We start from the raw sequence: 26925 nt of genomic DNA, 5'->3' as shown, positions 1-26925 counted from the left end.
TCTCGCTCGCATGCGGATCGTCGTCCTCGGCTCGGGCATCGCGGGTCTTTCCACTGCGGCGGAACTGCTCCGGGACCGGCACGAGGTCACCGTCGTCAGCGCCACGCCGATCACGGCGACCACGTCCTTTCTCGCCGCCGCCGTGTGGTTTCCCACCGCGGCGGGCCCGGCCGACCGGGTGCGGGCGTGGAGCGACACCACCTTCGAGCACTTGGCCGCGCTGGCCACCGCGGGCGCGCCGGGCGTGCGGATGTGCGAATCGATGGCGCTGTATCGGGACGAGCCCGCGGTTCCGTCCTGGTCACGGTCGGTGCGCTCGTTCCGGTCCGCCGATCCCGGCGAACTGCCCCCCGGCTACGGCTTCGGTTTCCGTTTCGCGGTCCCCCTGGTGGAGATGCCGACCTACCTGCCGTTTCTCAGCGCTCAGGTGGACGCGGCAGGCGCGCGACGCGTACTGCGCACCGTCCATCGGCTCGACGACCTCACCGACCTCTCCCCCGACGTCGTGGTCAACTGTGCCGGTCTGCGCGCCGCCGAACTCGTCGGCGACCCGGACGTGTATCCGATCCGCGGTCAGATCGTGCGGGTGACGAATCCGGGCCTTTCGGTGTCGATCCGGGACGAGGCCCATCCACTCGGCCGCGCCTACGTCCACCCCCGGGCCGGCGACTGCGTTCTGGGCGGTTCGCTGGAGCCGGGCGAGTGGGACACCGCGCCGGACCCTGAGCTTGCCCGGTCGATCCTGCGGCGCTGCCGCGATCTGGCTCCCGCGCTCGCCGAGAGCCGGGTGTTGGAAACCCTGGTCGGACTTCGCCCTGGCCGCGCCGAAGTTCGCCTCGAACTCGACACAGCCGCCTTGCCGGGCATTCCCGTCGTCCACAACTACGGCCACGGCGGTTCCGGCATCACCATCGGATACGGCTGCGCGCTGGAAACCGCCGCCCTCGTGGCGGGGCTCTGAGCGCCGTCCGGTTCAGTTGGCGTAGCTGCGCGCCACCACCGAGTTCAGCGCCTCCAGGAATTCGCTGATCGCGCCCGGCTCCACCCGGTCACGCCGCGTGCGGCGTTCCGGCGACTCGGTCGCGGGCAGGGCGAGGCCCGCGTCGACCCCGTCGCGCAGGACGGCGTGCACCGCTTCGATCGGGATACCGGCTTGGGCGCATCGGCTGGCGGCGTGCTCGAACCTGCCGAGGGCGAGGCTGCCCGCGGCCTCGGCCGCGTCCACCAGGACGAGGGCCAGTTCCAGCCCCATCTTGATCAGCGCGTCGGCACCGGCACGCCGGGGTTGCCCAGGATCGAAGCGCGCAGGCGCCTCGGCGGTGTGCCGATCTTCTTCGTGCGGGCCGATGGTCATGGCCCTCCCTCCGCGCGACGACCCTGCTGGCACCGACGTTACGGTGGGGCCCGAGAGAATTCGACCGCGCGAATGCGTGTTGTGAGCCCTCACAGGGGCGAGGGGGTGGTTTTCGGGCGGTATCCCCAACCAGGGGCGCGGCACTCGGAAGGCCGAACCGGTCAAGTTACCGTTGGGTACTTTCCGCGATCGGGGAGGGAAGGAGTCATGATGTCCATCACCGATTCGGCAGGTCCGGATTTGACGCTCTCGGGCCGCCCGGCCAGTTCTTCGCTGCGCGATGTGCGGAATCTGTCGCGCAAAATGGTCGGCCACTTCATCGAGACCGTCGCGCACTGCCGGACGCTACCCGGCGAGGCGCTCAACGGCGACATCACCAATATCACCCGCCTGTGTCTGGAACTGGCCGTCAGCATGCTCGACGGCACCGACATCCCGGAGAAGACGATGCTGCTGCGTACCGCGGCGGCCGGCTGGGCGCGCGAGGGCATCCCGATCGACACCATCCATCACGCCGTGCACGAGGGATTCAAACTCGGTTTCGACCTGATCGTCGCCAACGCGACCGCCGCGGATTTCGACAGCCTCAAGGACATCAGCCGCCGTCTGCTGGAAATCCTGGACACCATCACCTCGACCGTCTCGCGGGCCTACGTTACCGAGTTGCGTGCCGTGGTCGGCGAACACCACACCGCCGCCCACACCCTCGCCTCCGCTCTGCTCGGCGGGCACCCCACGTTCACCATGGCGCGCGAATGCGGCATTCCGATCGCCGACTCGTATGCCGTTCTCGCTGTTGCCATCCCGGCACACCCCGAGGAGAGGAATCCGCGACTCGACGGCGCGGTGGTGGCGCGGCGAAAGCTGCGCCGCGTGCAATCCGAGCTCGCGACCCGCTGCGGCGACACGGTGCTGTCGCTGCTGAGCGTCGACGGTGGCACGATCCTGCTGCCGTCCGCGTCACCGGAGGACAAAGCCCTCGACGAGCTGGTGGAGTGCCTCGGCGCCGCCGCACAGGTCCCGGTCGTCGCCACGGTGATCGCCGCGACGCCGGTCGAGGTGCCCACGGCCGCCGATCGCGCGCACGAGCTGCTCGACATGGTGCAGCGGCTGCGCTGGACGCGCGGACTGTTCCGCTTCGACGACCTGGCGCTGGAGTACCAGCTCACCCGGCCCGGCCCCGGACTGGAAACGCTGCGGACACTCCTGGATCCCCTCGACGAGCACCCCGAACTCCTGGAAACCCTGAAGCGCCATATCGGCACCAACCTCAACCGCCAGCGCACCGCACGCTCGTTGCACATCCACACCAACACCGTCGACTACCGGCTCAAACGCATCGGCCAGCTCACCGGGTTCGACCCCGCCCAAGCCTCCGGGGTGTGGTATCTGCGCGCGGCGCTCGTCGCGCGCAGCTATCGGGACTCCGAGGCCCAGTCTCCCGTCCGGCCTGGAGAGACGGACGTCTCCTCGTAGACCTACGGCGCGGCGTCGTTACCGAGCGCCCGCCCGGAGCAGCGCGTAGACGGAGTCCGGGGTCCATCGGCGATCGGCGCCCGGGCGAGTGGCGAGGTAACCCGCGGTCGTCCATATGGACCAGCCATGGGCGGCGCGCAGGCCAGCGGCCAGGTACCGCAGGTATGCGGCGGCGGGCGCGTTCCCAGGAACATCGCGGTAGCGCCAGGGCGCGGTAAAACTCAGCACGGGGTGACCGTCGTAGGTGCCCGCGCAGACCAGCGTCTCGTATCGGCCGGGACCGAGAGTGATCGTGCCCCGGGTGATCACCTCGCTGAAATCGAGGTCCGCGCCGGGAGCGCGGTACATCTCCTGGGCCACGATGTCGGAGAACTGGGTGGCGGTGAGCAGGTGGGCGTGCACGGCGATCTCACCCGGGCAGCCCGGATCGTAGAAAGCGCGGCCGCCGGTCCAGGTCAGCGATTCGGTGGCGAAGTACAGCAGGCCGGGCAGCAGCAGGGGAACCGAGCGAAGCGGATCGGCAGGGTCGCGGCAGCCGGGCAGGGTGAGCGTTCCACCATCGGGCCTGCCGCCACACAGGTAGGTGCGCAGCCTGGCCAGGCTCATGTTGGAGCCGTAGGCCGCGTACCAGACCAGATCCGGGTCCCGGTCGCGCCGGTCGGCGTGCGCCCCTGGTGCCGCGGAGCTGGTGGCGATGCCTGTGTACCACGCCGTCATGACACCCATTCTGGGCCGTTCCCGACGTCGTGCCCACCGGAGCATCACCGGTTGCCCGTGCCACCGGCGGCGAACGAGCCAGGATTTCCGCCGGTCCCGACGGCGGCGCCTGGCGGCGCCAAATCGCCCGGAATTGCCTCGTCAGCACGACGGAGTCCGCCATCCGCACTTCCGCGAGGGCTCCGCTGGCCAGCTCCGGCGCCGCGATCAACCGGCTCAGCACCGCGGGTGCGGCCCCTGCGCGGGCCGAGGCGACGATCGCGGCGGCCGAGCCCAGCTGGGCGGCGAACCGGGCAGGCTGGCATTCCGCACCCAGGATCTCCCACACCGTGTCGCGGGTTCCCGAGCCCGGCTCGCGCCACAGCAACGGCGTGGTGGCGAGTTCGCGGCGTGGCTGATCGCCGCGGTCCTGGCCGCCATCGGAACCACGCTGGCACGGCAACGATTACGCAGCTCCGGATACCGCCTTCTGGTGTTCGGCGGCATCCTCGCCATCGCACTCGGCTCGTCCGGTCTGGCACTGCAATTCGTCACCGGCTGGCGGTGACAGGAACGGGTGCGGACCGCTCAGGCGTCCAGGTCGGCGGCGACCAGGGCGACCACCTTGTCCAAAACTGCCTGATCGGCGCTGTCGACCACGACCGCGGTGCCCTGGGTGGCTCCGAGAGTCATGATCATCAGTGCCGAGCCCGCGTCGACCGGATCGCCGCCGGCCACCGAGAGGGTGACCGGAACGCCCGCTGCCTGAACGGCTTCGGCGATGATGTTGGCCGGGCGTGAGTGCAGGCCGATGGACGAGCCGACTTCGACGACTGTCTGTGGCATGGTGGGAACTCCTTTTCCAGGAAGGGGGTTATCCGACGGTGACGGTTGCGGGGGAGTGCGCCGCGGTGCGCGGGCGGACGAGTTCTTTGGCGACCGTGACGCATAGTGCGCCGACGAGTGTGCCAGCGGCGAGTGCGCCGAGGAACCAGAGAATATGGCCGACCGCGAAGAAGACGAAGATGCCGCCATGCGGTGCGCTGAGTGTGGTTCCGGTGGTCATGATCAGCGCACCGGTGACCGCGCCGCCGGCCATCATGGACGGGATGACTCGCAGCGGGTCGGCGGCGGCGAAGGGAATGGCGCCCTCGGAGATGAACGAGGCCCCGAGCAGCCACGCCGCCTTGCCGTTCTCGCGTTCGGCGGTGGTGAACAGGCGGGGCCTGATGGTGGTGGCGACCGCCATGGCCAGGGGCGGCACCATCCCCGCGGCCATGACCGCGGCCATGATGCGCAGTGAGGCGGTGTCGGTGACGCTGAGCCCGGCCACGGCGAACGAGTAGGCGGCCTTGTTCACCGGCCCACCGAGGTCGAAGCACATCATCAGGCCGAGGATGACCCCGAGGGCGATCGCGGACGTGCCGGACAGCCCGTTGAGCCAGTTGGTGAGCCCGCTGGTCAGCGCGGCAAGTGGCTTGCCGAGCACGATGAACATGGCCGCGCCGACGATCAGCGAGGCGAACAGCGGGATCACCACCACCGGCATCAGGCCTCGAGCCCACTGGGGCACGGCGAGTTTCGCGATCCACAGCGCCGCGAACCCGGCGATCAGCCCGCCCGCCAGGCCGCCGAGGAATCCGGCGCCGACGAACACCGCGACGGCTCCCGCGGTGAAACCCGGTGCGAGGCCGGGGCGGTCGGCGATGGCGAAGGCGATGTAGCCGGCCAGCGCAGGCACCAGGAATCCGAAGGCGAGCGAGCCGAGCTGGAACATCACCGCGCCGAGGTAGGTGGCCAGTCCGCCGTCGGGCAGCGCGCTGAGCGAGTTGTCCAGCACGATGGACTTGGCCTTGTCGGCGATCTCGTAACCGCCCAGCAGGAAGCCGAGCGCGATGAGCAGGCCACCCGCCGCGACGAACGGGATCATGTAACTGACGCCGGTCAGCAAGATCTGGCGCAATCGCGTGCCCCAGCCAAGGGTTGCCGGTGCGGGAGCGGGTTCTTCGCCGGATGCGCGGCCGGTGACGGTGGTGGCGACGGGATCGTTCGCGGCGCGCAGCGCGTCGGCGATCATCGCGTCAGGTTCGTTGATCGCGCGCTTGACCCCGGAGGTCACGACGGGCTTGCCCGCGAACCGGTCGCGTCCGCGCACACCGACGTCGGTGGCGAAGATGACCGCGGACGCGGCCGCGATGGTCTCGCCGCCGAGCGGAGTGCTGCCGCTGGACCCCTGCGTTTCCACGTGCACCGTGACACCGGCGCGTTTGCCCGCGGCGACCAAGGAGTCGGCGGCCATATAGGTGTGCGCTATTCCGGTCGGGCAAGCGGTGACCGCGACGATCGTGCGTTCGGCGACCGGTGCCTCCTGCCTGGGTGGCGTGGTCGTGCTCGTCGTGGATGGTGCGGTCGCGCTCGGCGCCGGGGCCGCGGTGCTCGCGGTTGCCGTGGTCGCGTCGGCCGTGCTGGCCTGAGCCTCCTTCGCCGGGCTCGGCGCGTCGAGCACGCCCTCGACGAGGGCCACGACCTCCGAGGCCGTCGCCGCGCCGCGCAGGTCGGCGACGAATTCGGGTTTCACCAGCGCACGCGCCAGGCTCGACAGCAGCTTCATGTGCTCGGCGCCCGCGCCTTCCGGCGCCGCGATCAGGAAGACGAGGTCGGCGGGACCGTCCGGGGCGCCGAAATCGACCGGCGGGGCGAGCCGGGCGAACGCGAGTGAGGCTTCGGTGACGGTCGCGGCGCGGCAGTGCGGTATCGCGATGCCGCCGGGAAGCCCCGTCGCGGACTGGGCTTCCCGGGCCAGCGCGGCGTTGGTCAGTGCTGTCGCGTCCTGCGCGCGGCCGGTTCCGGCCAGGCGTTCGGCGAGGGCGGCGATCACGGACTCCTTGGCGGCGCCCAGATCGGTGTCGAGGGTGATGAGGTACTCGGTGATGATCGAGTCGGCCATCTCGGCCTCCTTCAGCGGTTGTGCAGAGCGTTGAGCGCCGTGACGGAGACGGCGTCGAGATCGATGTCGTTCGGCCCGGGCACGCCGGTGCCGGGGAGTGCGGCGGCGGCGCTGCCGTAGGCGACGGCGCGGCGCAACCGTTCCGCGGGCCCGGCGCCGTCCAGGTCGGCGAGCAGATAACCGGCCAGGGCCGAGTCACCGGCGCCCACGGTGCTGCGCGGTGTGACGGGCGGCGCGGCCGCGTACCAGGCGCCCTCCGAGGTGACCAGGACCGCGCCGGCCTTGCCGAGCGTCGCCAGTACCGTGCCGACCCCGTACCCGACCAGGGTCGCCGCGGCGTGCGCCGCGGCCAGCGGATCTTCCAGGTCGGCGGGGTCGTCGCCGGTGAGCTGTCCCAGTTCCTCGATGTTCGGTTTCAGCAGTCGCGGCGGGACCGAGTCGAATTCGGCGGCCAGCGCCCGAAGTGGGGCATCGGAGGCGTCGACCGCGACCGGGATTCCGCGCAGCCTGCGCAGCAACGTGACATACCAGTCGGCGGGCACTCCGGGCGGCAGGGAGCCCGACAACACCACCCAGGACGCGGCGTCGGCGAGACCGTCGAGCACCCCGGCGAGGGAGTCCGCACACGCGGTAGGCAATGCGGGGCCGGGCTCGTTGATCTTCGTCGTGGTTCCGTCGACTTCCGCGACCGTGAGATTGGTCCGCGCGATCCCCGGCGTCGAGACGGCGCGGTAGCTGATGCCCGCGTCGCCGAGTTCCCGCAGCAGCGGGTCCCCGGCGTTGCCGGGCAGCACGGCGATCGTGGCGCGACCTGCCGCGGCGACTACCCGCGAGACGTTGACGCCCTTGCCGCCGGGATGCGAGCTCACGGTGGCGGCTCGGTGCACAGCCCCGCGGTGCAGCGGTTCGGTCAGGGAGACGGTGCGATCGATGCTGGGATTGGCGGTCAGCGTGACGATCATGCGGTGACCACTTCCAGTCCGGACGCGGTGAGCTCGGCGCGCACCGAAGCCAGCAGGTCGGTGTCGGTGACCAGCGCGTCGATCTCATCGATGGCGGCGAATCGCACGAGATCCTCGCGCCCCACCTTGGTGGAGTCGGCCACCACGACGACGCGGTGCGCGCTGGCGACCATGGCCCGCTTGACCGCGGCTTCGTCGAAGTCCGGTGTGGACAGCCCGTGCGCGGGAGTCAGCGCGTTGGTTCCGAGGAAGACGACGTCGACACGCAGTTCACCGAGCATGCGCTGGGTCTCCGCCCCGACGGCCGCCTGGGTGACGCCGCGGACGCGCCCGCCGAGCAGATGCAACCGCACCGCGGCATGTCCGCTGAGCCGGGCCGCGATCGGCACTGAATTGGTCACCGCGACCAGTTCGCGATCCGTCGGCAGGAGGGCGGCGATCCGCGCCGTGGTGGTGCCCGCGTCGAACAGCACGCTGCCGCCGGTCGGCGGCAGGAAATCCAGGGCGGCCTTGGCGATGCGGTCCTTTTCCGCCGCGCGGCTGTGCTCGCGTTCGCCGGTGCCGAGTTCGATCGCGGTCAGCGCCGCGGCGGGTACCGCGCCGCCGTGTACGCGTCGGATCAGCCCCATCCGATCGAGCACCGCCAGGTCGCGGCGGACCGTTTCGGTCGTGACGCCGTACTGATCGGACAGCTCGGTGACCGACACGCGCCCCCGCTGCCCGACCAGCGTGGCGATGGCCTGCTGGCGTTCCTCGGCGTACATCCGATCCTCCCGGCTTGATGTTGGTTTATGTTGTTTTATATCTGGATGTGTTGCTTTGTCAATGGGTTGGCGTAGTCTGGATCACATTGGCAACCGGATGGGCATGGCACCCATTCGCTCGGCACAGGCGCGGAGGTAGACGACGGATGACGAGGTCGCTGCAGGTAAAGGCGGGAACTATGGTGCTGAACGGCACACCGGCGGTGTCCGGAGTCGCGTTCGCGCCTGCGGTCCGGCCGGTTGCCCGGCTGCGCGTCGAGGAATCGACGGAGCTGGTATCCGAGTCCGATCGGGCATCAGAGCAGGCGGCGCTACTGACGGCCGCGACCACCGTCTCGGACCGTTTGCGGGAACGGGCGGCGCGCGCCAGCGGTGCCGCGGCGGAGGTGCTCGCCGCCAACGCCGCGATGGCCACCGACCGCGGCTGGCTCGGCGCCGCCGAGAAGCTGATCGCGGCGGGCACACCCGCTCGGGCGGCGGCGGTCGCGGCCACCGATCAGTTCGCCTCGATGTTCACCAGACTCGGCGGACTGATGGCCGAGCGGGTGACGGATTTGCGGGACATCTGTGATCGAGTCGTCGCCGAACTGGCGGGTGCGCCCGAGCCGGGTATCCCGGTACCTGCGCAGCCCTCGATCCTGCTCGCCGACGACTTGGCGCCCGCGGACGCGGCCGGGCTCGACCCGGCACTCATCGTCGGCTTGGCGACGTCATTCGGCGGTCCGACCAGCCATACCGCGATCATCGCGCGCCAACTCGGCATCCCCTGCGTTGTCGCGGTGGCCGAGCTCGACGGAGTCGCGGCGGGGACGGACGTCCTGCTGGATGGGTCATCCGGGCGAATCGTCGTCGATCCCGACCCCTCGGTCGCGGCCCGGGCGATCGAGGAGTTCCGCTCCCGGGTCGCCCGCGACGCGGCGTGGACGGGGCCGGGCGCCACGGCGGACGGTCACCGGGTGGAAGTGCTGGTCAACGTCCAAGACGGCGCCGGTGCGCTGGCGGCGCGTCGGACACCGGCCGAGGGGGTGGGTTTGTTCCGCACCGAATTGTGTTTCCTGGACCGCGAATCCGAGCCGAGCGTGGCCGAGCAGGAGCGCATCTACCGGGAGGTGTTCGACGCGTACGCGGGGGCGAAGGTGGTGATCCGGACCCTGGACGCTGGATCGGACAAGCCGCTGCGGTTCGCCGACCACCCCGACGAGGCGAATCCCGCGCTCGGCGTGCGTGGTATCCGCGTCGCCGCGCGCGACGAGGGCATCCTGGACCGGCAACTGGACGCCATCGCGCGCGCCGCGGAGGGCCGCCAGCCCGTGCCGTGGGTGATGGCGCCGATGATTTCCACCGCGGCCGAAGCGGAATCCTTCGCCTCGAAGGTCCGCGCGCGGGGGCTCATCCCCGGGGCGATGATCGAAGTGCCCGCCGCCGCGCTGACCGCGGAAGCGATTCTCCGGCACGTCGATTTCCTCTCCGTCGGCACCAACGACCTCGCGCAGTACACGATGGCGGCCGACCGCATGTCCCCCGAACTGGCCGCGCTCACCGACCCGTGGCAACCGGCAGTGCTGTCCCTCGTGGCCCGCACCGCGGCCGCGGGCCTGCGCCTCGGGAAGCCCGTCGGAGTGTGCGGTGAAGCGGCGGCCGATCCGGCCTTGGCTTGCGTGCTGGTCGGGTTCGGCATCACCTCCTTGTCCGCTGCCGCCAGCGCCGTCGCCGCGGTGGGCGCGGGTTTGGCGGAGGTCAGCCGGGAAAGCTGCGAGCGCGCCGCGGCCGCGGCACTCGAAGCCGCCGATCCCACGGCAGCCCGCGCCGCCGTCCGATCCATCCTGGGCGGGGCGCCCGCCGCCTGATGGCGTCCTCCTCTGAGCAGGCCGGTATTCGGGCGGACGTGGGCAGTGCTCGTCGCGACGCCATGTCCGCCGACGATCGCTCGGTGCGGGGTCTCGCAGTTATCCCGATCCCACGGCTTTCTCGTACACCACGCCCGCGTCGCGGACTTTGGTCGCGAGAAAACGCATCCGCTCAGGAGTGAGGTAGCCACCTCGAAGGGCGATCTGGTCCAGCTCGGCCGCCACTTGGTCGAGCGCCAGCCGAGCAAACCGTGTCTGATCAGCCATGCTCAGGTTCTACCAGCGTTCGTCCCCCATCGCCCCCACGTTCACGTCGTGGCGCGTGGCGGTGTGCCGCGCCAGCCGGTGGCCAGCAGGGCGTCGGTGGGGGTGATGCCGAACAGGTCACGGCAGGTGCGGGTGAGGTGGGCGCTGTCGGCGAATCCGGCGGCGTGGGCGGCCTCGGTCAGCGAACGTCCCGCCCGGACCTGATCGATGGCGCGGTGCAGCCGCGTCCAGCGCCGCCACGCCGCATACGGAAGCCCGACCTCGGCGGCGAACAAGTGCGACAGGCGACTGGGTGACATCGCGACCCGGCGAGCCACCTCACCCAGGCTGGGTGGTCCGACCGGGCTGGCATCGGCCAGTTCCATCGCTGCGAGCACCACCGGATGCGTGGCCCGCCGAGGCAGCGGAAGCGCCGGGGGCCGTGGCGGGTGGCCGGGCGATGCCGGGACGGCAGCGGCGATCCAGCTGCGCACCTGATCGGCGGGTCGGTCGGCCAGGCGGGCGACGGCAGCGCGTCCAACCGCACTGGCAGGATCGAGGTAGGCGAGGAATCCGGCGGTCTCCGGTGTGGCACGGACTTCGTGGCGGACCCCCGGCGGGATGATCGCGAGGTCGGCGCGGCTGACAGTTCCGCTGCCGTCGGTGAGGGTGAGTTCGCCGCGGGTGACCAGCAGTACCTGTACCGCGGCGTGGGAATGCGCCGCAGTGTCACCGATGTCGCCGGTGAAGGCCATCAGACCGGGAGTGAACACGACGCCGCCGAGCCACCGGGGGATCGCAGCGGTCATCGCGGGTCACCGCCGATCGGCGGACAGAGGGCGGTGTTCGACACGGGTTCGTCTGGTTCGCCTGGGTAGGAAGGGTTGGGGGCCACCGCGATCGTAGTACCGGACGGATATTCCGGACATTCGCTCACGGCGTCGTCTGTCGTGAGGATGCGCGACTGGGCCGTCGTGGAAAACGCCTGACATGAGGACATGTAGAAATGCGCATCAACACAATGTGCCGCTCATCCACATCTGCTCGGCAGTTCGGGGCTCGTCGGTCGAATCGGGGCGGGGTACGGCCCGGCAGCGCCGCCGCCGCGGCGTACGAGCATGGCGCAGTGTTCTACGTCGGGACGCGTAATGGCGAACCGTTCCGCGGTCGGATGTCCCTGCGGGCGGACGCGCCTACCGTTGCCGATATGACGTGGAACGAGATGAGTCAGAGCAAATACGTCCTGCTGACGACGTTCAAGAAGGACGGAACGCCGGTCGGCACGCCTGTCTGGGTGGCGCCGGACGGCGACCGGATCGTCGTCTGGACCAATCCGAAGACGTGGAAGGTCAAGCGGATCCGCCGCAATCCGGACGTCACGCTCCAGGTCTGCGATGGGCGCGGCCGCCCGAAGTCGCAGGAGGTCCTGGCGGGCAGCGCCCGGATTCTCGATCCGGACGGCACACAGCGGGTGCGCGATGTGGTCGCGGACAAGTACGGAGTCATCGGCAAGCTCGCCATTCGCGGACACAAGCTGCTGCGCGGCGCGGACGCGTCCGTCGGCATCGCGATCGACCGGAAAGCCTCGACTTAGGCCGACTCGGCCAGTCCCGCCGAGCGCCAGATATCCGCCAGGTCGTCGAGCGGGAGCGCCAGCACCTGGCTGAGCGACACGACGGTGCCGAAGGCGGGGGAGGGGAGCCGGCCGGTTTCGATCTTGCGCAGTGTCTCCGGTGAAATGCCTGCCGCCCGAGCCACTTCGCCGAGATCACGGTCGGCCCGGGCGTTGCGCAGAGCGGCGCCGAGGCGGCGGCCCGCGTCGATCTGCGCGGGGGTCAGCGGAAGACGAACCATGCGCCCAGGTTACGGACGGTATTTAAATACCGCAAGCGACCGCTGGTATTTAAATACCGATGCGGCTACTGTGGTATTAAAATACCGGAGTACTGGAGGATCGATGGTCGAGTTGAAGAGTCCCGCGGAGATCGCGCGGATGCGAGTGGCGGGGCGCTTCGTCGCCGATGTGCTGGCCGAACTGCGCGAACGCGCGCGGGTCGGGGTGAATCTGCTCGAGCTGGAAGCCTATGTCCGGGAGCGTATCCGCCAGCGGGGAGCGCAGTCCTGCTACTGGGACTACGCGCCGTCGTTCGGGCGCGGGCCGTTCCGCAATACCGTCTGCCTGTCGGTGAACGATGCCGTGCTGCACGGGCTTCCGTTCGACTACGTCCTGCGTGACGGTGACGTGCTGAGCATGGACCTCGCGGTCGGGATCGACGGCTGGGTCGCCGATTCGGCGACGACCGTCGTGGTCGGCACCGCCGCTGCCGAGGACGTGCGGCTGGTCCGCGCCACCGAGGAGGCGCTCGCGGCGGCGATCGCGGTCGCCGTGCCGGGCAACCGCATCGGTGACATCTCCGCCGCTGTCGCCGCCGTGGCGCGGGACTACGGCTACCCGGTGAACACCGAGTTCGGCGGCCACGGCCTGGGCCGCACCATGCACGAGGACCCGCATGTGCCCAACCAGGGCCGCCCGGGACGTGGCTACCGGTTGCGGCCCGGACTCACCATCGCGATCGAACCCTGGTTCGCGCGCACGACCGACCGTATCGTCACCGATCCCGACGGCTGGACCATTCGCTCGGCGGACGGTTCGCGCACCGCGCACTCCGAGCACACTGTCGCGATCACGGCCGAGGGGCCTGAGGTGCTGACGGCCGCGGCGTGACCGCATAGTCGTCGCGGCAAGCCGTGCTGTCGCCGACTAGGTTCCGGACAGCCAGGCGGCGAGGTCGTCGGACGCGCGGAGCTCGTCGGCGACGGTGGCGCGTTCATCGTCGGACAATTCCATCGCGCGTAGCTCGGCGCGGAACTGTGCGGCGCGGTCGGGTTCGTCGGTGGCGACGGCCAGTTCGGTGAGCGCCGCCAGCGCCCGGGCCACATCCAGCCGGGGCGCCTCGAGCCGGAAGCGGCCGAGACCGACCTCGAGCACGCGGAAGGCCGCCTTGTCATCGGTCTTGAAATCGCGCAGGATGCGGGCGTTGTCGAGCACCTTGGCCAAGCCGTTCAACGCTTTCGACCCGCCGTACTCGAGCTTCGCGGGTTCGTCGCGCTGGATGTAGATCACCTGGTTGCCCGCGGGGTCGACCACTGTGAACCGGCTCTGCCCCGGCCGGAACCGGGTGATCCGCGGGAGACCTTTCGCGGGAATCTTGCCGTACCGGGCACGCAGTGCCGTGGTGAACGTTTGGTGCCTGCTGGCGACGTCGTCGACCATCACCAGGCATGCGGCGCGCTCGGCGGGTAGGTCGTCGCCCTTGGGCGCGGGGACGAAATGCAGAGAGCAGCCGTGATCTTCGACGGCGCCGTAGACATAGGGGCGGGTCTGCTCGTGGGTCACCGTGTAGCCGAGCGTTTCGTAGAAATCCAGCGTGCCCGCCAGGTCGCCGGTCCAGAGCTGCGGTACCGCCGTGTCGGACATGAACCCTCCCGAATACCCTTGGTAGTCAATTTTGACTAGTCGAGCGTAGGGGTGCGCCGGACGGGAAGTCAAACTTGACTACTATGGCGAGGTCCGACCGGAAGGAGTTCGCCATGTCGGCCGTGCGCCTGTTGGTGCTGGGCGTGATGCGCCTGCGTCAGCCCACCCACGGCTATGCCGTGCGGCGGGAGTTGCTGTCGTGGCGCGCCGAGACCTGGACGAACGTCAAACCCGGGTCGATCTATCACGCGCTCAAACAGCTCACCCAGGAGGGCAAGCTGAGCGCGTTCGGCACCGAGGACAGCGAGCAAGGTCCCGGCCGCACGCTGTTCCAGATGACCGAGGCGGGCGAGGCCGAGTTCCGCAGGCTCATGGACGAGGCGCTGGTCAGCGTCGACATGGAGGAACTCGGCGCGGCCATCGCGTTCATGGACGCGCTGCCGAGGGCGCACGTGATCGAGAAATTGCGCGAGCAGCGCCGCCGCAGTGAGGAAGTGCGCAGCAGCCTGCTCGCCATGATCCCGGCCTTCCCCGGACGGTACGAGGCGCCGCACGCGACGGATCTGCTGGAGCTGTGGAGCGGCGTCTTCGAGAACCTGTCGGGGTGGACCGAAGGGGTGCTCGCGCGGCTGGAGGCGGGAGAGTACCGGATGTCGGACACGCGACAAGCCGATCCGAGCTGAGCTGACGGGCGCGACGGAAGACAGCGGCTGCTCGGCGGCGCGCAGCAGGACGCGATCGCCGGATACGCTGCCTGGCATGACGAATGCGCTGGGAGCCGTCGCCGCGGCCGACTACGTGCTGCTGACCACCTTCCGCAAGGACGGCACGCCTGTCGGCACCGCGGTGTGGGCGGTGTCCGAGAACGGCAAACTGTACGTCTGGACGGTGACCGACAGCTGGAAGGTCAAGCGGCTGCGCCGCAATCCCACGGTCACCCTGCAACCCTGTAGCGCGACGGGCAAACCGCACGGTGAGGTAATCGAAGGGACCGCCCGGATCCTCGACGCCGAAGGCACCGAACGGGTGCGCAAACTCTTGCGGCGCAAGTACTGGCTCACCGGCCCGCTGATCATCCTCGGCAGCAATCTGCGCCGCGGCAAGTCCGGCACCATCGGCATCGAGATCACCCCGGCCGCCTGACCTGCCGCGGGCGGTCGACGCCACGCGACGGTGTCAGGTCGCCTGGCTGACCGAGGACATGTGGAAGTCCGGAATCCGCAAGGGCGGCATGGCGGTCCGGGTGAACCAGTCCTTCCATTCGCGCGGCAGCGTGATCTCGGTGGCGCCCGCTTCGGTCGCCCGCCGCAGCAGATCCAGCGGGCTCTCGTTGAACCGGAAATTGTTCACCGCGGCGGTGACCTCCCCGTTCTCCACGAGGTACACCCCGTCCCTGGTCAGTCCGGTGAGCAGCAGCGTCGCCGGATCGACCTCGCGGATGTACCACAGCGTCGTCAGCAGCAGACCGCGCTCGGTGCGGGCGATCATCTCGTCGATGCTCGCGTCGGATCCTCCGGTCAGCAGCAGGTTCTCCCCGGGAACCGTAGCGCGGGCGTCGAACTCGGCGGCCGTGGCGCGGGGGTAGATCAGCGCGGAGATCACCCCGTCGCGCAGCCAGTCGACGCGTTCGGCGGGCATGCCGTTGTCGAACACCGACATCGACTCCGATGACGCGGTCGTCGCGACGAACGGGCGATATTCCAAGCCGGGCGCGTACGGGTCCGAGTAGAGCGTGAGCGGAATGTCGGTCAGGCGCTCGCCGATCCGGGTGCCGCCCGCGCGCGCGAACGCCGTGTGACCCTCCTGCGCGCCGCGGCCTTCCATCGACCAGGCCAGGTAGATCATCAAGTCGGCGACGGTGGACGGCGGCAGCAGGGTTTCGTAGCGGCCCGCGGGCAACTCGATCTTGCGCTTGGCCCAGTCCAGGCGCCGGGACAGCTCGGCGAGTAGACCGGTCACGTCGACGTCGGTGAAGTCGGTGGTCCCCACCCCGACCCACGCGCTGGCCAGATCCGCGTCCGCGCCGCGTTTGCCGTTGATCTCCACCGAACCGGTGGGTTGCACGAAGCGGCGGCGGATGCCGGTGGAGGTGCCCAGCCATGTGGTGTGCATCTGGTGATGGGCGAAGCCGTAGAGGCGGTCGGCGCTGTCGAAACCCGCGGCCAAGTCGTGGGCGAGATCGGTGAACACCTCGATGCCGGTGCCGACAGCCGGGGCGGACCAGTCGTCGTCGACGGCGCCTGGCTCGAGCAGGGGCATGGCGTCCTTGGCCGGTTCGGCGGTGCGCGCGGCCTCCTCGCTGGCCCGCACCACCGCGGCGATGTCATGGGGGTCCACGCTGGTCGACGCGATCGTGCCGACCCGAGCGAGGGTGGGCCCCTCGCGGAACACCGAGATCACCGCCCAGCTGCGCGACACCGACGATCCGTTGGTGGTCATCGAGTTGCCGGCCCAGCGCAGCGAGGCCTCGTGCTCGTCACGGACGATCACCATCGTCTCGTCGGCGCTCGACAGCGCGAGCGCCCGCTCCACGGTCGCGCTCGCGGGGAACAGGTCGTCGGTCACTGGCCGGCCTCCGTCCGGGTGTTGAGAACGTTGATGCCGCGCACCAGGATCGAGGGGCAGCCGTGGCTGACCGACGCGACCTGCCCTGGCTGCGCTTTGCCACAGTTGAACGCACCGCCCAGCTGCCAGGTGGACGGGCCGCCGACCGCCTCCATCGCACCCCAGAAGTCGGTGGTGGTGGCCTGGTAGGCGACGTCGCGCAGCTGGCCGTCCAGCTTGCCGCCGCGGATGCGGAAGAACCGCTGACCGGTGAACTGGAAGTTGTAGCGCTGCATGTCGATCGACCACGACTTGTCGCCGACGATGTAGATGCCGTCGTCCACCCGGGAGATCAGTTCCTCGGTGCTGGTGTCGCGGTCGGGGTCGGGTTGCAGCGAGACGTTGGCCATCCGCTGGATCGGCACGTGATGCGCCGAGTCCGCGTACGAGCAGCCGTTGGATCGTTCCAGGCCGAGCCGGGGGGCGAACACCCGGTCCAGCTGGTACCCGACCAGGATGCCGTCGCGCACCAGATCCCACCGCTGCCCGGCGACACCCTCGTCGTCGTAGCCGACACTGGCCAAGCCGTGCGCTTCGGTGCGGTCGCCGGTCACGTGCATGATCGGTGTCCCGTAGCGCAGCGTGCCCAATTTGTCGGGCGTGGCGAACGATGTGCCCGCGTAGGCGGACTCGTAGCCGATGGCGCGGTCGTACTCGGTGGCGTGGCCGATGGATTCGTGGATGGTCAGCCACAGGTTGGTCGGATCGATGACCAGGTCGGTCGGCCCGGCCTGCACGCTGGGCGCCTTGACCTTCTCGGCGAGCCACTCCGGGATCCGCGCGAGTTCGCCGTCCCAGTCCCAGATCCCGTCGGCGCCGGTGACGTACTCCCACCCGCGGCCCGCCGGTGCGGCCAGCGTGCGCATCGTCTCGAACACCCCCGCCGCGGAGTCCACCGTGATGGCTTCCAGACTCGGATGCAGCCGGACCCGCTGCTGGGTGATCGACGACCCGGCGGTGTCGGCGTAGAAGGTCTGCTCCTTGACCTGGAGCAGGCTGGCGGTGACGTGATCGACGCCGTCGGCGTGCGACAGCCGCTCCGAATAGTCCTGCAGCAGCGTGACCTTCTCGCCGGTCGGCACGGTGAACGGGTCGATGTCGTAGTCGGAGACCCAGCGCGCTCCGGCGTAGCGTGGCTCGGCGGCGAGTTCGACGCGCTCCCGGTTGAGCGCGCGCAGCGTGGTGGCGACGGTGACCGCGGTGCGGGCCACCTCGGCGGCGATATCGGGCGTGAGCGCGGCGTGCGACGCGAAACCCCAAGTGCCGTCCACGATCACGCGCACGGCGAAGCCGAGCTCGGTGCTGTCGGTGACGGCCTCCACGCGTCCGTCGCGCAATCGGATCGACTGGGTGACCAGCCGGTGCACCCGCAGGTCGGCGTGCTCGGCGCCGGCCGCCGTCGCCGCGGTGAGCGCGGCGTCGGCGAGCGCGGCCAGTGGCAGGCCGAGGAACTCGGCGTCCACGTCTCTGGAAGTCGCGATGCTCACCCGACCAACATAATGGGCCGACCGGACGACGTCCGCCCGTAGCCCGCGCGGGACCGAGCGCGAAGGTCGATGCATGAGGGCGCAGCCCGACATGACCCCCGAGCCGGGCGAACGCTGAGACGCCGCACAATGGCAGCCTGGCAAGGTCCGCTTGTAGCCAGCGCCGGGGCGAGGGAAGTTACTTTCCGCTGTGAGGCGGCAGAGCTTCCGCCTCACACACGGAAGGTCGCTGGGACCCACGAGGCAGCCGCCTGCTCGGTGCCGCCGCGCACGGCGGATTGATTGCCGATTACACCCTGTACGAAGCTGCATCGAGTGCCGATGTGCGCGGAATGCGTGATGGCGCAGGATGAACGGCACGCGCGACACCCGACGATTGCCGCGTATTGCTCGCCGGATGCCGTACTGTGCCCGCGTGCCGCCATCCGCTCTCCGTGACCGCAAGCGCGAACGTACCCGCCGAGCCATCCTCGAAGCCGCCGCCGAGCTGTTCGAGACCAGAGGCTACGACGACACGACGGTGGCCGACATTGCCGCCGCGGCGGACGTCGGCACGCGCACGTTCTTCAACTACTTCGCCAGCAAAGAAGAGCTGCTCTTCCCGGAATCCGATGAGCGGGTGCGCGCCGCGGTGGCCGCGATCGCCAGCAGACGCCCCGGCGAACGTCCGGTGGAGGTCATGCTGCGCGCGTTGCGGGCCGCGGGCGACAATCCCCGCGAACACCTCATCGACGACCTTTCCGCCCGGATAGCCGCGCTGCGCGCAACGGTGTCGCGTACCGTGCCCGCGGTGAGCGGCCGCGCCGCGCACGCCCAGCTGGTCGCGCAGCGCGAGATCGCCAGGCAGCTGCACGCCGCGTTCCCCGCCGAACTCGACGAGGTGGGCGCCGCCGCGCTGGTCGGGGCGGTCGTCGGCGCGGTGTCGGGTGCGTTGACCGTGTTGTTCCAGCAGCCGGTGACCGGAATCGAGGACGGTGAGCGCCTGCACCACCAGATTCACGAGACGGCCTCGCGTGTCCTGCAGCCCTGGCTGGCCACCCATCACGTCGAGCCGGTGGGCTGATCACCCGAACTGCTGCCAGCCCAACCGTATGACCATCGCGATCACCACCACCAGCAGCACGACGCGCACGAATTCCGCGCCCCTGCGCACCGCCATCCGGGAGCCGAGCACCGCGCCGAGCACGTTCCCCGCGGCCATCGCGGCACCGAGCGCCCAGAGGATGTGGCCGGTCGCCCCGAAGAAGATCAGCGCGCCGATGTTGGATCCGCAGTTGAGCACTTTGGCCATGGCCGCCGCCCGCACGAACTCGGTGCCGAGCAGGGTGGCGAAGGTGATGATCAGGAACGTTCCGGTGCCGGGTCCGAGCAGGCCGTCGTAGAACCCGATCAATCCCGCGGCCAGTGCCACGGTGAGGACGACCTTGCGCCGCGTGGGCGGATGGGTGGCCAGCGTGACGCCGATCGACGGACGCATAGTGACGAACACCGCGACACCGACCAGCACCACCATGACGATCGGGATGAACAGCTCGCGATCGATGAGGGAGACCGCGGCGGCGCCGCCAGCGGCCGCCACCGCCGCGATCACGGCGGCGGGCACCAGCACCCGCCAGCGCATCGGCACCTTCCGTGCGAAGGTCGCCACCGCGGCGCTCGTCCCGGCCACCGAGGCGAGCTTGTTGGTGCCGAGCGCGGTCTGCGGCGCGATGCCTGGGGCCACCACGAACAGCGTGGGCAGAATGATCAGCCCACCGCCGCCCACCACCGCGTCCACCCATCCCGCGGCCGTCGCCGCCGTCAACAGAACCGCCCAGTCACCGATCTCCACCCGGTCAGACAACCAGACAGCAGGCGCGGTTGCCGATCCGGCGCTGGCGTGAGTTACCGCACCCGGATCGCAGCGTGGCCAGTTCGCGCCTGGCCGCGCAGAGCGGCGTTGTGATGCCCCGGCCGACCGGTTCGTCTGCTGTGCGCACGAATGTCGGAGACTGCGTCCACTCGAGGCGCGGCGATCTCGGCGCCCCGCGGCGGCCGGACTCCGGTGGCCCCGCGCAGCGAGTTGTCCAGAGACGTGTCGAGCGCGATGCTTGCTGCCGGGGTTTGCACGGGCGCCTTGTGCACCCAGGGTCCGCCGCCGAGATGGGCGCGGGCCCGGCCCACCTAGGCTGAACCCGTGCGTCGGTTCAGTCTGTGGCTTCGGGGCAAGCCCATCGTGGCCGATTCGGCGCTGGCGGCGGCGCTGCTGCTGCTGGAGATCGTCGGGGTGGGCAACGCGCACAACAAGCTCGCGTATCTGGCCGTCGGCGTCCTGCTTCCGCTCCCGGTGGTGCTGCGCCGGGTGTACCCGCGGACGATGGCGGTCGCCACACTGGCGCTGTCGATGACCGCGTCGCTGGTGGGCTTCCTCACCGAGGAGGACGCCGACCACATCGCCCTGCTGTCCCAGGGCATCATCCTGTACACGCTGGTCGCCTACGTCGGGCGGCGCCAGGGACTGTGGTTCGGGCTCGGCCTCGGCGTGGACGTCGTGCTCTCGATCGCGGCGCTCGACCGGCCGACCGGGCCCGACATCGTCTTCACGGCCATGTTCTACGCGCTGAGCTGGACGCTCGCGGAGTTCATCGGCGCACGGCACGCCTACGACGCCGAGGTCGCGGCCCGTCTGGCGGTCGCCGACTACGACAAAGAACGCCGCGCGCACGACGCCGTCTCGGCCGAACGCACCCGCATCGCCAGGGAACTGCACGACGTGGTGGCGCACGCGGTGAGCGTGATCATCGTGCAAGCCGACGGCGCGAAATACGCGCTGCGCCGCGACCCCGACGCGGCGGAGCAGGCGCTGACCACCATCGCCAGCACCGGCCGCGAAGCGCTGCGCGAACTGCGCAGAACGGTGGCCCTGCTGCGTACCGAGCACGCGCCCGACCAGCTGCCCCAGCACGGCACCGCCGGTCTCGCCAAGGTCGTGGAGATGATGCGCGGCACCGGTCTCGACGTGGAACTCGAGCTGACCGGCGAACTGGACGACATCGCGCCGGAGGTCAGTCTGGGCGTGCACCGCATCGTGCAGGAGTCGCTGACCAACACGCTGCGGCACGCGGGCCCGCATCCGAAAGCATGGGTGCGGGTGCGTCGCACCGACTCCGACGTGTTGATCGACGTCACCGACAGCGGCGGTGTGCCGCTGCGCGAACCGGCCACCCGCATCGAGGGCAGCGGGCTCGGATTGGTCGGCATGCGCGAGCGCGTCGCCGTGCTGGGCGGCAGCCTGGACGCGGGACCCGACGCGGACGGAGCCTGGCGGGTGCACGCGAGCATCCCGCTGCGGCCGGGCCTTGCGGAGTGAGCCTGGCTCCGTGCCGGTCGCGCGGTGCGTAAACCGCTGCGCCTCAAGCGAATTCGATGATGGAGGCAAAGTCGGGGAGCGGTTGCCGGGGATGATCGCGCCGCAGGACCCCCGAGACGCGCAAGCGCCCACGTTACATTGGGGGCGTGCCGATCACCGTTCTCGTTGTCGATGACCAGGAACTCATGCGTATGGGATTGAAGATGGTGCTCGGCGCGCACCCCGACATCGACGTCATCGGCGAGGCGGCCAACGGCGCCGCCGCGGTCGCCAGGGCGGCGGAGCTGCGACCCGACGTCGTGCTGATGGATGTGCGGATGCCCGTCGTCGACGGTGTCGCCGCCACCACCCGCATCGTGGAGGCCGGGCACGGCAGCCGGGTGCTCGTCATGACGACCTTCGACCTCGACGAGCACGCGCTCGGCGCGCTGCGCGCGGGAGCGAGCGGATTCCTCTTGAAGGACACCCCGCCGGAAGACCTCATCTCGGCCATCCGCAGCGTCGCCGCGGGTGACGCCGTGGTCTCGCCGAAGGTGACCAAGCGCCTGCTGGACCGTCTCATCGCGGAGAACCCGGCACGCACCCGCGACCCGGGCGTGCTCGACGTGCTCACCGCCCGCGAACGCGAGGTGCTCGAGCAGATCGCGGCGGGCCGCTCCAACGCCGAGATCGCCGAGCAGCTGTACCTCTCCGAGGCCACGGTCAAGACGCACGTCGGCAGGGTGCTCACGAAACTCGGTCTGCGCGACCGGGTTCAGGCGGTCGTCCTGGCCTACGAGACGGGCCTGGTGCGCCCGGGCGGCTGACCAGGGCGGATCTCAGCGTCTTTTCAGGCGGGCGCGGGAGAAAAACGCGGGTTCCGGACGTTGACCGGGTAGATCGTCCGAAGGGATCGCCATGGCCGCGTTGTTGTTCGTGCTGTACGTCGTCGTCGAGATCGCCGCGCTGGTCGCGGTCGGCCAGCTGATCGGCGTCATGCCGACGATTCTGGTGCTGATCGCCGGGTCGGCCGCGGGCATGCTGCTGGTCGGCTCGCAGGGCCGCCGGGTGTTCGAGCAGTTCCGGCGGGCCGGTCGCGGAGAAATCGCGCCGGGCACCGCCGTGGCCGACGGCGCGCTGGTCGCGGCGGGTGGCGTGCTGATGTTCGTGCCCGGCCTGGTCACCTCGCTGCTCGGCCTGCTTCTGCTGCTGCCCCCGACACGGTTTATGGTGCGTCCGCTGGTCACGGCGTTCGCGGCGCGACGGTTCGGCAGGATCGCCGCCGCCGCACCCTATCGCGGTGTCGTGATCGACGGTGACGAGGTGATCGACGGCCTCGTGGTGCGGCAGTGGTACGACGACGGACAGGGCGACGCCCGCCGCGCGATCAGCCCGTCCTGAGCGGAAAATAGCCTACGCCAGGTTCCGTGCGGCGCGCCGAAGGGCTATCGTGGCGCGATGGCCACCGAGCAACTCACCGTGACGGTGAGCGAGGAGCTGGCTGCCGCGGTGCGACGTGCGGCGGCCGCTGCGGGACAGTCGATTTCCGGATTCACGGCCGCGGCGCTGCGGCTGGAGCTGATCGCCGTGGAGGCCGGCTGCCGGTCCACGGCGGCGGGCGGAACCGGCGGCGCGCCGCCGGAGTACGCGGAGGTGATGACGGTGCTGGCGCAGCAGGAGGATCTGGCGCGCCGCCCCGCACTGAACGGCTGACCGAAACCGCCCGTTCGGGCATACGGCAGACTGGTGCCCCGTGAGTACCCAGTTGCTGATCGGCGGTCGTTTCTACAGCGCGAGTTCACCGGATGCCACGGCCATGGCCGTGACCGACGGGACCGTGGTCTGGCTGGGCGCCGAGCAGCCAGGACGCGCGCTGCACCCGGACGCCGAGATCGTCGACGTCGGCGGCGCCTTCGTCGCGCCCGCGTTCGTCGATCCACACGTGCACGTCACGGCACTCGGGCTGAAGCTGACCGGGCTGGACCTGTCGGGCGCGGAGTCGCTCGGACACTGCTTGCGCCTGCTGCGCGCGTTCGCCCAGGCGCACCCCGACGGCGCCGTCCTGGGTGACGGCTGGGACGAGACCGCCTGGCCGGAGGGCCGGCCGCCCAGCGTCGAGGAGATCGACGCGGCGGCGGGCGCGGGTCGCCACGTGTACCTCTCCCGGGTGGACGCGCACTCCGCCGTGGCGTCCTCCGCGCTGCTGGACACGCTGCCCGAGCTGACCTCGACCGATGGGTTCACCCGCGGCGAGCCGGTGCGCGCCGCGGCCCACCATCGCGTGCGCACCGCCGCGCTCGCGAGTCTGTCTCGGGCGCAACGGGATCGGGCGCGCGCCGCGGCGCTGGACCACGCCGCCGCGCGCGGGATCGTCGCGGTGCACGAATGCGCGGGTCCGGAGATCGCTGGGCGCGAGGACCTTCGCGAACTGCTCGAATTCGAGCACGGCGTGCAGGTCCGGGCGTATTGGGGCGAGGCGGTGCGCAGCGCCGAACAGGCACGGGCCCTGATCGAGGAACTCGGCGTGCACGCCTTGGGCGGCGACCTGTTCGTCGACGGCTCCTTCGGGTCGCGCACCGCCTGGTTGCGCACGCCCTACGCCGACGAGCCCGGTTGCGGCCGAAGCTATCTCGATGCGGAGGCGATCGCCGATCATGTCCGTGCCTGCACGGTGGCGGGGATCCAGGCCGGATTCCACGCGATCGGCGACGCCGCGATGGACGCGCTCGTCGCCGGTATCGAGCGGGTGGCCGACGATCTCGGCGGGCCCGCCGTCGCCGCGCTCGGGCACCGCGTCGAGCATGCCGAACTGGTCGACGCCGAGCACATCACGAAACTCGCGCGCTGGGGCGTGATCGCCAGTGTGCAGCCGGGATTCGACGCCACCTGGGGCGGAGCGGACGGCATGTACGCCGCGCGGCTGGGCGCCGACCGCGCCGCGACCCTGAACCCGTTCGCCGCCATGGCCGCGGCCGGTGTCGCCCTCGCGATCGGCTCCGACGCCCCGGTCACCGCCCTCGATCCGTGGGCGGCGGTGCGGGCCGCGGCCAACCATCGCACCCCGGGATACGGCCTGTCGCCGCGCGCCGCATTCGCCGCGGCGACGCGCGGCGCCTGGCGCGCCGGCGGGGTCCGCGACGGTGTGGCGGGCACGCTGGTACCGGGTGCTCCGGCGTCCTATGCGATCTGGGACGCCGACGAACTCGTCGTCGCCGCTGCCGCCGACTCGGTCCAGCGCTGGTCCACCGACCCGCGATCGCGCGTCCCGGGATTGCCTGCGCTGGAACCTGATTCACCGCTGCCGAGGTGCCTGCGCACTGTGCACCGGGGAGCGACGGTCTATGCGGCGTGATCGGGTCGGCGGCGAGCCGACGCCCGAACTCACCGGTCGTCGGCTGGGCATTCCGGTGCGCGATGACGGGGAAGACTCGCGAGGATCGCGGGTCCGTTCCACCGGGAAACGGCAGGCGTCCCGCACCTGGGAGTCGTTCGGCGTACGGCGAGCGTCGGCTGGGCGATCTCCGATATGGCGTGCGTCCGCCGAGTGGCGGATGGCGAACGGATGGCGGACGGTAGCCGGGTGATGGTGCGCGAGCGGGTAGCGGAATGGGTGCGGTCGCTGTCGCCCGCGGTGCGCGGGCGTCCGGTGCCAGCGCGCTCGGGGGCGGCGATCCTCGCCGGACTGCTGCTGTTCGGCAGCTTTCCGCCGCGACCGTGGTGGTTCCTCGCGCCAATGGGCATCGCGGTGCTCGCGCTGGTCGTCCGAAGCGCTGGGCGCCTGCGCGGGGGGTTCGGTTACGGATTCCTGGCCGGTCTGGCGTTCTTCGTTCCGTTGCTGCCGTGGACCGGCATCTACGTGGGGCCGGTGCCGTGGCTCGCGCTGTCCACCGCGTGCGCGGTCTACGTGGGCGTCTTCGGCCTGCTGGCCCGGCTCGTCGGCACGCTGCCCGGCTGGCCTCTGTGGGTGGCGCTGGCCTGGACGACCGCCGAGTGGGGCCGCTCCAGCTTCCCCTTCGGCGGATTTCCCTGGGGTCGTTTGGCATTCGGTCAAGCCGACGGCTGGTTCCTCTCGCTGGCCGCGGTCGGTGGCGCACCGCTGGTCGGGTTCGCGGTGGCCCTCACCGGAACCGGCGCCGCGGCACTGCTGTCCCTGCTGTGGTCGCGTCGTGCACCCGGAAGGGAAGACGAGGCCCAGCCCGGAACCTCCGCGATCGGGGCCCGGGCGGCCCGACTGGCGTATGCCGCGGCGGTGCTCACGGTGGCTGTCATGCCGGTCGCCGGACTGCTGCTCCGCTCGGCCTTGCCCGACCCGGACGCGGGCGACCGAACGGTTACGGTCGCCGCGATCCAAGGGAGCGTGCCGCGGCTGGGACTGGATTTCAACGAACAACGGCGTGCCGTGCTGGACAACCACGTGCGGCGCACCGAGGAATTGGCCGCGGACGTCGCCGCGGGCCGCGTACCCCGACCGGACGTGGTGATCTGGCCGGAGAACTCCTCGGACATCGATCCGCTGCGCAATGGCGACGCCGCCGCCTTGATCACCGCGGCCTCCGAGCGGATCGGCGCACCGATCCTGGTCGGCGCGGTGCTGGTCAACTCGGATCGGACCACCACCAACTCGGTGATGGTGTGGAACGGCGCGGCGGGCCCGGGGGAGCGGCACGACAAGAAGATCATCCAGCCCTTCGGCGAGTACCTGCCGATGCGCGGCTTCTTCCGGCTGTTCTCCGAATACGCCGATCGAGCAGGGTATTTCGTCCCGGGCCACGGCGACGGCGTGGTGCGGGCCGCGGGTATCGACATCGGCGTCGCCACCTGTTACGAGGTGGCCTTCGACCGGTCGTTCGAAGACGCGATGCGCGCGGGCGCCGAGCTGCTCACCGTGCCCACCAACAACGCTACCTTCGGCGACAGCGAGATGACCTATCAGCAGCTGGCCATGTCGCGTATCCGTGCCGTCGAGCACGGCAGGGCGCTGGTTGTCGCGGCCACCTCGGGTGTGAGCGCGATCATCGCCGCCGATGGCAGCGTGCGGCAGGAAACGGCGCTGTTCGTGCCCGCCGCCTTGGTCGCGGAGCTTCCGCTGCGCGACGACAACACGCTTGCCACGCGAATTGGCCCGGTACCGGAGCGAGTTTTCGCTATTCTGACCGCTGCCGCCGTACTGGCCGCGATCCTCCGGCGGCGATCCACGCGCGAGGACGACTCGACCGACCACTCTGGCGTGAACGCTCGACCGGTAGTCCAACCGAACCAGAAATAACCGAACATTCAGTTTGTTCTTGCCCCCAACTTGTCCTGAAGTACTGGGGCGGTGTTGCGTTGCGCGGCGTTAGCTCGATAACTCCACTGAGCGTCGGAGTAGCATCGGACGGTCTGGTCAGGTGCTGTTTCCTTTTGGCTCGACCGCATCGAGTCGCAATGTTTGCGGAAATGTAACCAACCAAAATGGCCTTCTGCCAAGGGCGTTGGATGTGAAACAAATCCAAAACGCTGGCAATCCGGCTGATGTGATGCTCCGAATCATAGGGCGTGGATCACGTCCCGGCTGGCGCGCGTGCGCTTGCTGTGATGGTGCTCGGGGAGTTGCGTCAATAGCGGCAGAACGGAGTGATTGATGAGTTCATTGGCCACGGATCGCGTCGACCAATGTTCATCCGGCGAATTTTCGGCACAACCGTTTGCTCTGTCACCCGCACAGACGGCTCTCTGGTACGCGCAGCGCATCCGCCC

At 70.2% G+C, this 26925-nt stretch carries 27 protein-coding genes and 1 pseudogene; 14 read left to right on the top strand and 14 right to left on the bottom strand.

Annotated elements, in window-relative coordinates:
- Positions 1-10: 10 nt before the first annotated feature.
- Positions 11-961, top strand: a complete 951-nt coding sequence (locus tag ON34_RS13965) for an FAD-dependent oxidoreductase (protein ID WP_040779459.1) — start codon at positions 11-13, stop codon at positions 959-961.
- Between the two features lie 12 nt (positions 962-973).
- On the opposite strand, the gene ON34_RS13960 is transcribed toward ON34_RS13965, so the two are convergent.
- Positions 974-1354, bottom strand: coding sequence for a hypothetical protein (locus ON34_RS13960; RefSeq protein ID WP_040779458.1), 381 nt, complete (start codon positions 1352-1354; stop codon positions 974-976).
- Positions 1355-1564: 210 nt separating this feature from the next.
- On the opposite strand from ON34_RS13960, the gene ON34_RS13955 reads away from it, so the two are divergent.
- A complete protein-coding gene (locus ON34_RS13955) occupies positions 1565-2830 on the top strand; it encodes a PucR family transcriptional regulator (RefSeq protein WP_051022563.1) in 1266 nt (421 codons plus the stop codon).
- An 18-nt stretch (positions 2831-2848) separates the two neighbouring features.
- Here the strand turns inward: ON34_RS13955 and ON34_RS13950 are convergent, their stop codons facing one another.
- The 6 genes and pseudogenes from ON34_RS13950 to ON34_RS13925 all read right to left on the bottom strand — a co-directional run bounded on the left by ON34_RS13950 (position 2849) and on the right by ON34_RS13925 (position 8199).
- Positions 2849-3547, bottom strand: coding sequence for a histone deacetylase (locus tag ON34_RS13950; protein WP_306303644.1), 699 nt, complete (start codon positions 3545-3547; stop codon positions 2849-2851).
- A gap of 79 nt (positions 3548-3626) precedes the next feature.
- A pseudogene (locus ON34_RS34585) lies at positions 3627-3935 on the bottom strand (LysR substrate-binding domain-containing protein); the annotation flags it as partial.
- A gap of 179 nt (positions 3936-4114) precedes the next feature.
- Positions 4115-4372 (bottom strand): HPr family phosphocarrier protein, encoded by a 258-nt coding sequence (locus tag ON34_RS13940; RefSeq protein WP_040779455.1) that lies wholly within the window; start codon positions 4370-4372, stop codon positions 4115-4117.
- A 28-nt stretch (positions 4373-4400) separates the two neighbouring features.
- Complete coding sequence (locus ON34_RS13935) at positions 4401-6473, bottom strand: PTS fructose transporter subunit IIABC (RefSeq protein WP_040779453.1); 2073 nt, start codon at positions 6471-6473, stop codon at positions 4401-4403.
- An 11-nt stretch (positions 6474-6484) separates the two neighbouring features.
- Positions 6485-7435, bottom strand: a complete 951-nt coding sequence (locus ON34_RS13930; RefSeq protein WP_040779451.1) for a 1-phosphofructokinase family hexose kinase — start codon at positions 7433-7435, stop codon at positions 6485-6487.
- Positions 7432-8199: a DeoR/GlpR family DNA-binding transcription regulator gene (locus ON34_RS13925; RefSeq protein WP_040779449.1), complete on the bottom strand. Its 768-nt coding sequence runs from the start codon at positions 8197-8199 to the stop codon at positions 7432-7434. Before ON34_RS13925 ends, ON34_RS13930 begins: the two co-directional genes overlap by 4 nt.
- Positions 8200-8345: 146 nt before the next feature.
- Here ON34_RS13925 and ON34_RS13920 point away from each other — a divergent pair, with 146 nt between their 5' ends.
- Positions 8346-10046, top strand: a complete 1701-nt coding sequence (locus ON34_RS13920; RefSeq protein WP_040779448.1) for a putative PEP-binding protein — start codon at positions 8346-8348, stop codon at positions 10044-10046.
- A gap of 99 nt (positions 10047-10145) precedes the next feature.
- Here the strand turns inward: ON34_RS13920 and ON34_RS36050 are convergent, their stop codons facing one another.
- Positions 10146-10313, bottom strand: a complete 168-nt coding sequence (locus ON34_RS36050) for a hypothetical protein (protein WP_157172298.1) — start codon at positions 10311-10313, stop codon at positions 10146-10148.
- Between the two features lie 41 nt (positions 10314-10354).
- Positions 10355-11101 carry a helix-turn-helix transcriptional regulator gene (locus ON34_RS13915; protein WP_051022536.1) on the bottom strand — a complete coding sequence of 249 codons (747 nt, stop codon included), beginning with the start codon at positions 11099-11101 and terminating at the stop codon, positions 10355-10357.
- Positions 11102-11499: 398 nt separating this feature from the next.
- On the opposite strand from ON34_RS13915, the gene ON34_RS13910 reads away from it, so the two are divergent.
- A complete protein-coding gene (locus ON34_RS13910; RefSeq protein WP_040779446.1) occupies positions 11500-11886 on the top strand; it encodes a PPOX class F420-dependent oxidoreductase in 387 nt (128 codons plus the stop codon).
- Here the strand turns inward: ON34_RS13910 and ON34_RS13905 are convergent.
- Positions 11883-12146 carry a helix-turn-helix transcriptional regulator gene (locus ON34_RS13905; RefSeq protein ID WP_040779444.1) on the bottom strand — a complete coding sequence of 88 codons (264 nt, stop codon included), beginning with the start codon at positions 12144-12146 and terminating at the stop codon, positions 11883-11885. The two genes, ON34_RS13910 and ON34_RS13905, sit on opposite strands and share 4 nt — an antisense overlap.
- Positions 12147-12249: 103 nt before the next feature.
- Here ON34_RS13905 and map point away from each other — a divergent pair, with 103 nt between their 5' ends.
- On the top strand, positions 12250-13017 hold the full coding sequence (map, locus tag ON34_RS13900) for a type I methionyl aminopeptidase (protein ID WP_040779443.1): 768 nt from the start codon (positions 12250-12252) through the stop codon (positions 13015-13017).
- Positions 13018-13053: 36 nt separating this feature from the next.
- On the opposite strand, the gene ON34_RS13895 is transcribed toward map, so the two are convergent.
- Entirely contained in the window at positions 13054-13770 is a 717-nt protein-coding gene (locus tag ON34_RS13895) for a DUF8817 family protein (RefSeq protein ID WP_040779442.1), read from the bottom strand.
- A 113-nt stretch (positions 13771-13883) separates the two neighbouring features.
- Here ON34_RS13895 and ON34_RS13890 point away from each other — a divergent pair, with 113 nt between their 5' ends.
- Positions 13884-14453 (top strand): PadR family transcriptional regulator, encoded by a 570-nt coding sequence (locus ON34_RS13890; RefSeq protein WP_040779519.1) that lies wholly within the window; start codon positions 13884-13886, stop codon positions 14451-14453.
- 76 nt (positions 14454-14529) lie between these two features.
- On the top strand, positions 14530-14913 hold the full coding sequence (locus ON34_RS13885) for a PPOX class F420-dependent oxidoreductase (protein ID WP_040779441.1): 384 nt from the start codon (positions 14530-14532) through the stop codon (positions 14911-14913).
- Positions 14914-14946: 33 nt separating this feature from the next.
- On the opposite strand, the gene ON34_RS13880 is transcribed toward ON34_RS13885, so the two are convergent.
- Together ON34_RS13880 and ON34_RS13875 are read right to left on the bottom strand one after the other, a co-directional pair.
- The gene (locus ON34_RS13880; protein WP_051022558.1) at positions 14947-16263 is read right to left on the bottom strand and encodes a metallopeptidase TldD-related protein; all 1317 of its coding nucleotides are present in this window, start codon (positions 16261-16263) and stop codon (positions 14947-14949) included.
- Between the two features lie 68 nt (positions 16264-16331).
- On the bottom strand, positions 16332-17861 hold the full coding sequence (locus ON34_RS13875; RefSeq protein WP_040779440.1) for a TldD/PmbA family protein: 1530 nt from the start codon (positions 17859-17861) through the stop codon (positions 16332-16334).
- Between the two features lie 415 nt (positions 17862-18276).
- Here ON34_RS13875 and ON34_RS13870 point away from each other — a divergent pair, with 415 nt between their 5' ends.
- Positions 18277-18924: a TetR/AcrR family transcriptional regulator gene (locus tag ON34_RS13870; protein ID WP_245548022.1), complete on the top strand. Its 648-nt coding sequence runs from the start codon at positions 18277-18279 to the stop codon at positions 18922-18924.
- Here the strand turns inward: ON34_RS13870 and ON34_RS13865 are convergent, their stop codons facing one another.
- Complete coding sequence (locus tag ON34_RS13865; protein ID WP_040779439.1) at positions 18925-19692, bottom strand: TSUP family transporter; 768 nt, start codon at positions 19690-19692, stop codon at positions 18925-18927. It abuts the gene before it with no gap.
- A 345-nt stretch (positions 19693-20037) separates the two neighbouring features.
- On the opposite strand from ON34_RS13865, the gene ON34_RS13860 reads away from it, so the two are divergent.
- The 6 genes from ON34_RS13860 (at position 20038) to lnt (ending at position 26455) form a co-directional block, all read left to right on the top strand.
- A complete protein-coding gene (locus ON34_RS13860; protein WP_040779437.1) occupies positions 20038-21210 on the top strand; it encodes a sensor histidine kinase in 1173 nt (390 codons plus the stop codon).
- A 146-nt stretch (positions 21211-21356) separates the two neighbouring features.
- Positions 21357-22016 (top strand): response regulator, encoded by a 660-nt coding sequence (locus ON34_RS13855; RefSeq protein WP_040779436.1) that lies wholly within the window; start codon positions 21357-21359, stop codon positions 22014-22016.
- Between the two features lie 91 nt (positions 22017-22107).
- Positions 22108-22590 carry an FxsA family protein gene (locus tag ON34_RS13850; RefSeq protein ID WP_040779435.1) on the top strand — a complete coding sequence of 161 codons (483 nt, stop codon included), beginning with the start codon at positions 22108-22110 and terminating at the stop codon, positions 22588-22590.
- A gap of 57 nt (positions 22591-22647) precedes the next feature.
- Entirely contained in the window at positions 22648-22902 is a 255-nt protein-coding gene (locus ON34_RS13845; protein WP_040779433.1) for a ribbon-helix-helix protein, CopG family, read from the top strand.
- 40 nt (positions 22903-22942) lie between these two features.
- Entirely contained in the window at positions 22943-24541 is a 1599-nt protein-coding gene (locus ON34_RS13840; protein WP_040779431.1) for an amidohydrolase, read from the top strand.
- A gap of 231 nt (positions 24542-24772) precedes the next feature.
- Positions 24773-26455 (top strand): apolipoprotein N-acyltransferase, encoded by a 1683-nt coding sequence (gene lnt / locus ON34_RS13835; RefSeq protein ID WP_051022556.1) that lies wholly within the window; start codon positions 24773-24775, stop codon positions 26453-26455.
- The last annotated feature ends 470 nt before the right edge of the window (positions 26456-26925 follow it).

The organism is Nocardia pneumoniae NBRC 100136 (assembly GCF_000308755.1).
Classification (GTDB): Bacteria; Actinomycetota; Actinomycetes; order Mycobacteriales; family Mycobacteriaceae; genus Nocardia; species Nocardia pneumoniae.
Note: the sequence above shows the minus strand (reverse complement) of the source record. Positions and strands in the feature narration are given on the sequence as shown.

What these genes read in the sequence shown, in the direction of transcription:
- ON34_RS13850 (WP_040779435.1), top strand. Translation starts at nt 22,108, where the DNA reads ATGGCCGCGTTGTTGTTCGTGCTGTACGTCGTCGTCGAGATCGCCGCG.
- ON34_RS13880 (WP_051022558.1), bottom strand. Translation starts at nt 16,263, where the DNA reads ATGGTGATCGTCCGTGACGAGCACGAGGCCTCGCTGCGCTGGGCCGGC.
- ON34_RS13910 (WP_040779446.1), top strand. Translation starts at nt 11,500, where the DNA reads ATGACGTGGAACGAGATGAGTCAGAGCAAATACGTCCTGCTGACGACG.
- ON34_RS13955 (WP_051022563.1), top strand. Translation starts at nt 1,565, where the DNA reads ATGTCCATCACCGATTCGGCAGGTCCGGATTTGACGCTCTCGGGCCGC.
- ON34_RS13930 (WP_040779451.1), bottom strand. Translation starts at nt 7,435, where the DNA reads ATGATCGTCACGCTGACCGCCAATCCCAGCATCGATCGCACCGTCTCC.
- map (WP_040779443.1), top strand. Translation starts at nt 12,250, where the DNA reads ATGGTCGAGTTGAAGAGTCCCGCGGAGATCGCGCGGATGCGAGTGGCG.
- ON34_RS13905 (WP_040779444.1), bottom strand. Translation starts at nt 12,146, where the DNA reads ATGGTTCGTCTTCCGCTGACCCCCGCGCAGATCGACGCGGGCCGCCGC.
- ON34_RS13845 (WP_040779433.1), top strand. Translation starts at nt 22,648, where the DNA reads ATGGCCACCGAGCAACTCACCGTGACGGTGAGCGAGGAGCTGGCTGCC.
- ON34_RS13965 (WP_040779459.1), top strand. Translation starts at nt 11, where the DNA reads ATGCGGATCGTCGTCCTCGGCTCGGGCATCGCGGGTCTTTCCACTGCG.
- ON34_RS13890 (WP_040779519.1), top strand. Translation starts at nt 13,884, where the DNA reads ATGTCGGCCGTGCGCCTGTTGGTGCTGGGCGTGATGCGCCTGCGTCAG.
- ON34_RS36050 (WP_157172298.1), bottom strand. Translation starts at nt 10,313, where the DNA reads ATGGCTGATCAGACACGGTTTGCTCGGCTGGCGCTCGACCAAGTGGCG.
- ON34_RS13950 (WP_306303644.1), bottom strand. Translation starts at nt 3,547, where the DNA reads ATGACGGCGTGGTACACAGGCATCGCCACCAGCTCCGCGGCACCAGGG.
- ON34_RS13960 (WP_040779458.1), bottom strand. Translation starts at nt 1,354, where the DNA reads ATGACCATCGGCCCGCACGAAGAAGATCGGCACACCGCCGAGGCGCCT.
- ON34_RS13940 (WP_040779455.1), bottom strand. Translation starts at nt 4,372, where the DNA reads ATGCCACAGACAGTCGTCGAAGTCGGCTCGTCCATCGGCCTGCACTCA.
- ON34_RS13935 (WP_040779453.1), bottom strand. Translation starts at nt 6,473, where the DNA reads ATGGCCGACTCGATCATCACCGAGTACCTCATCACCCTCGACACCGAT.
- ON34_RS13925 (WP_040779449.1), bottom strand. Translation starts at nt 8,199, where the DNA reads ATGTACGCCGAGGAACGCCAGCAGGCCATCGCCACGCTGGTCGGGCAG.
- ON34_RS13895 (WP_040779442.1), bottom strand. Translation starts at nt 13,770, where the DNA reads ATGTCCGACACGGCGGTACCGCAGCTCTGGACCGGCGACCTGGCGGGC.
- ON34_RS13915 (WP_051022536.1), bottom strand. Translation starts at nt 11,101, where the DNA reads ATGACCGCTGCGATCCCCCGGTGGCTCGGCGGCGTCGTGTTCACTCCC.
- ON34_RS13885 (WP_040779441.1), top strand. Translation starts at nt 14,530, where the DNA reads ATGACGAATGCGCTGGGAGCCGTCGCCGCGGCCGACTACGTGCTGCTG.
- ON34_RS13920 (WP_040779448.1), top strand. Translation starts at nt 8,346, where the DNA reads ATGACGAGGTCGCTGCAGGTAAAGGCGGGAACTATGGTGCTGAACGGC.
- lnt (WP_051022556.1), top strand. Translation starts at nt 24,773, where the DNA reads ATGGTGCGCGAGCGGGTAGCGGAATGGGTGCGGTCGCTGTCGCCCGCG.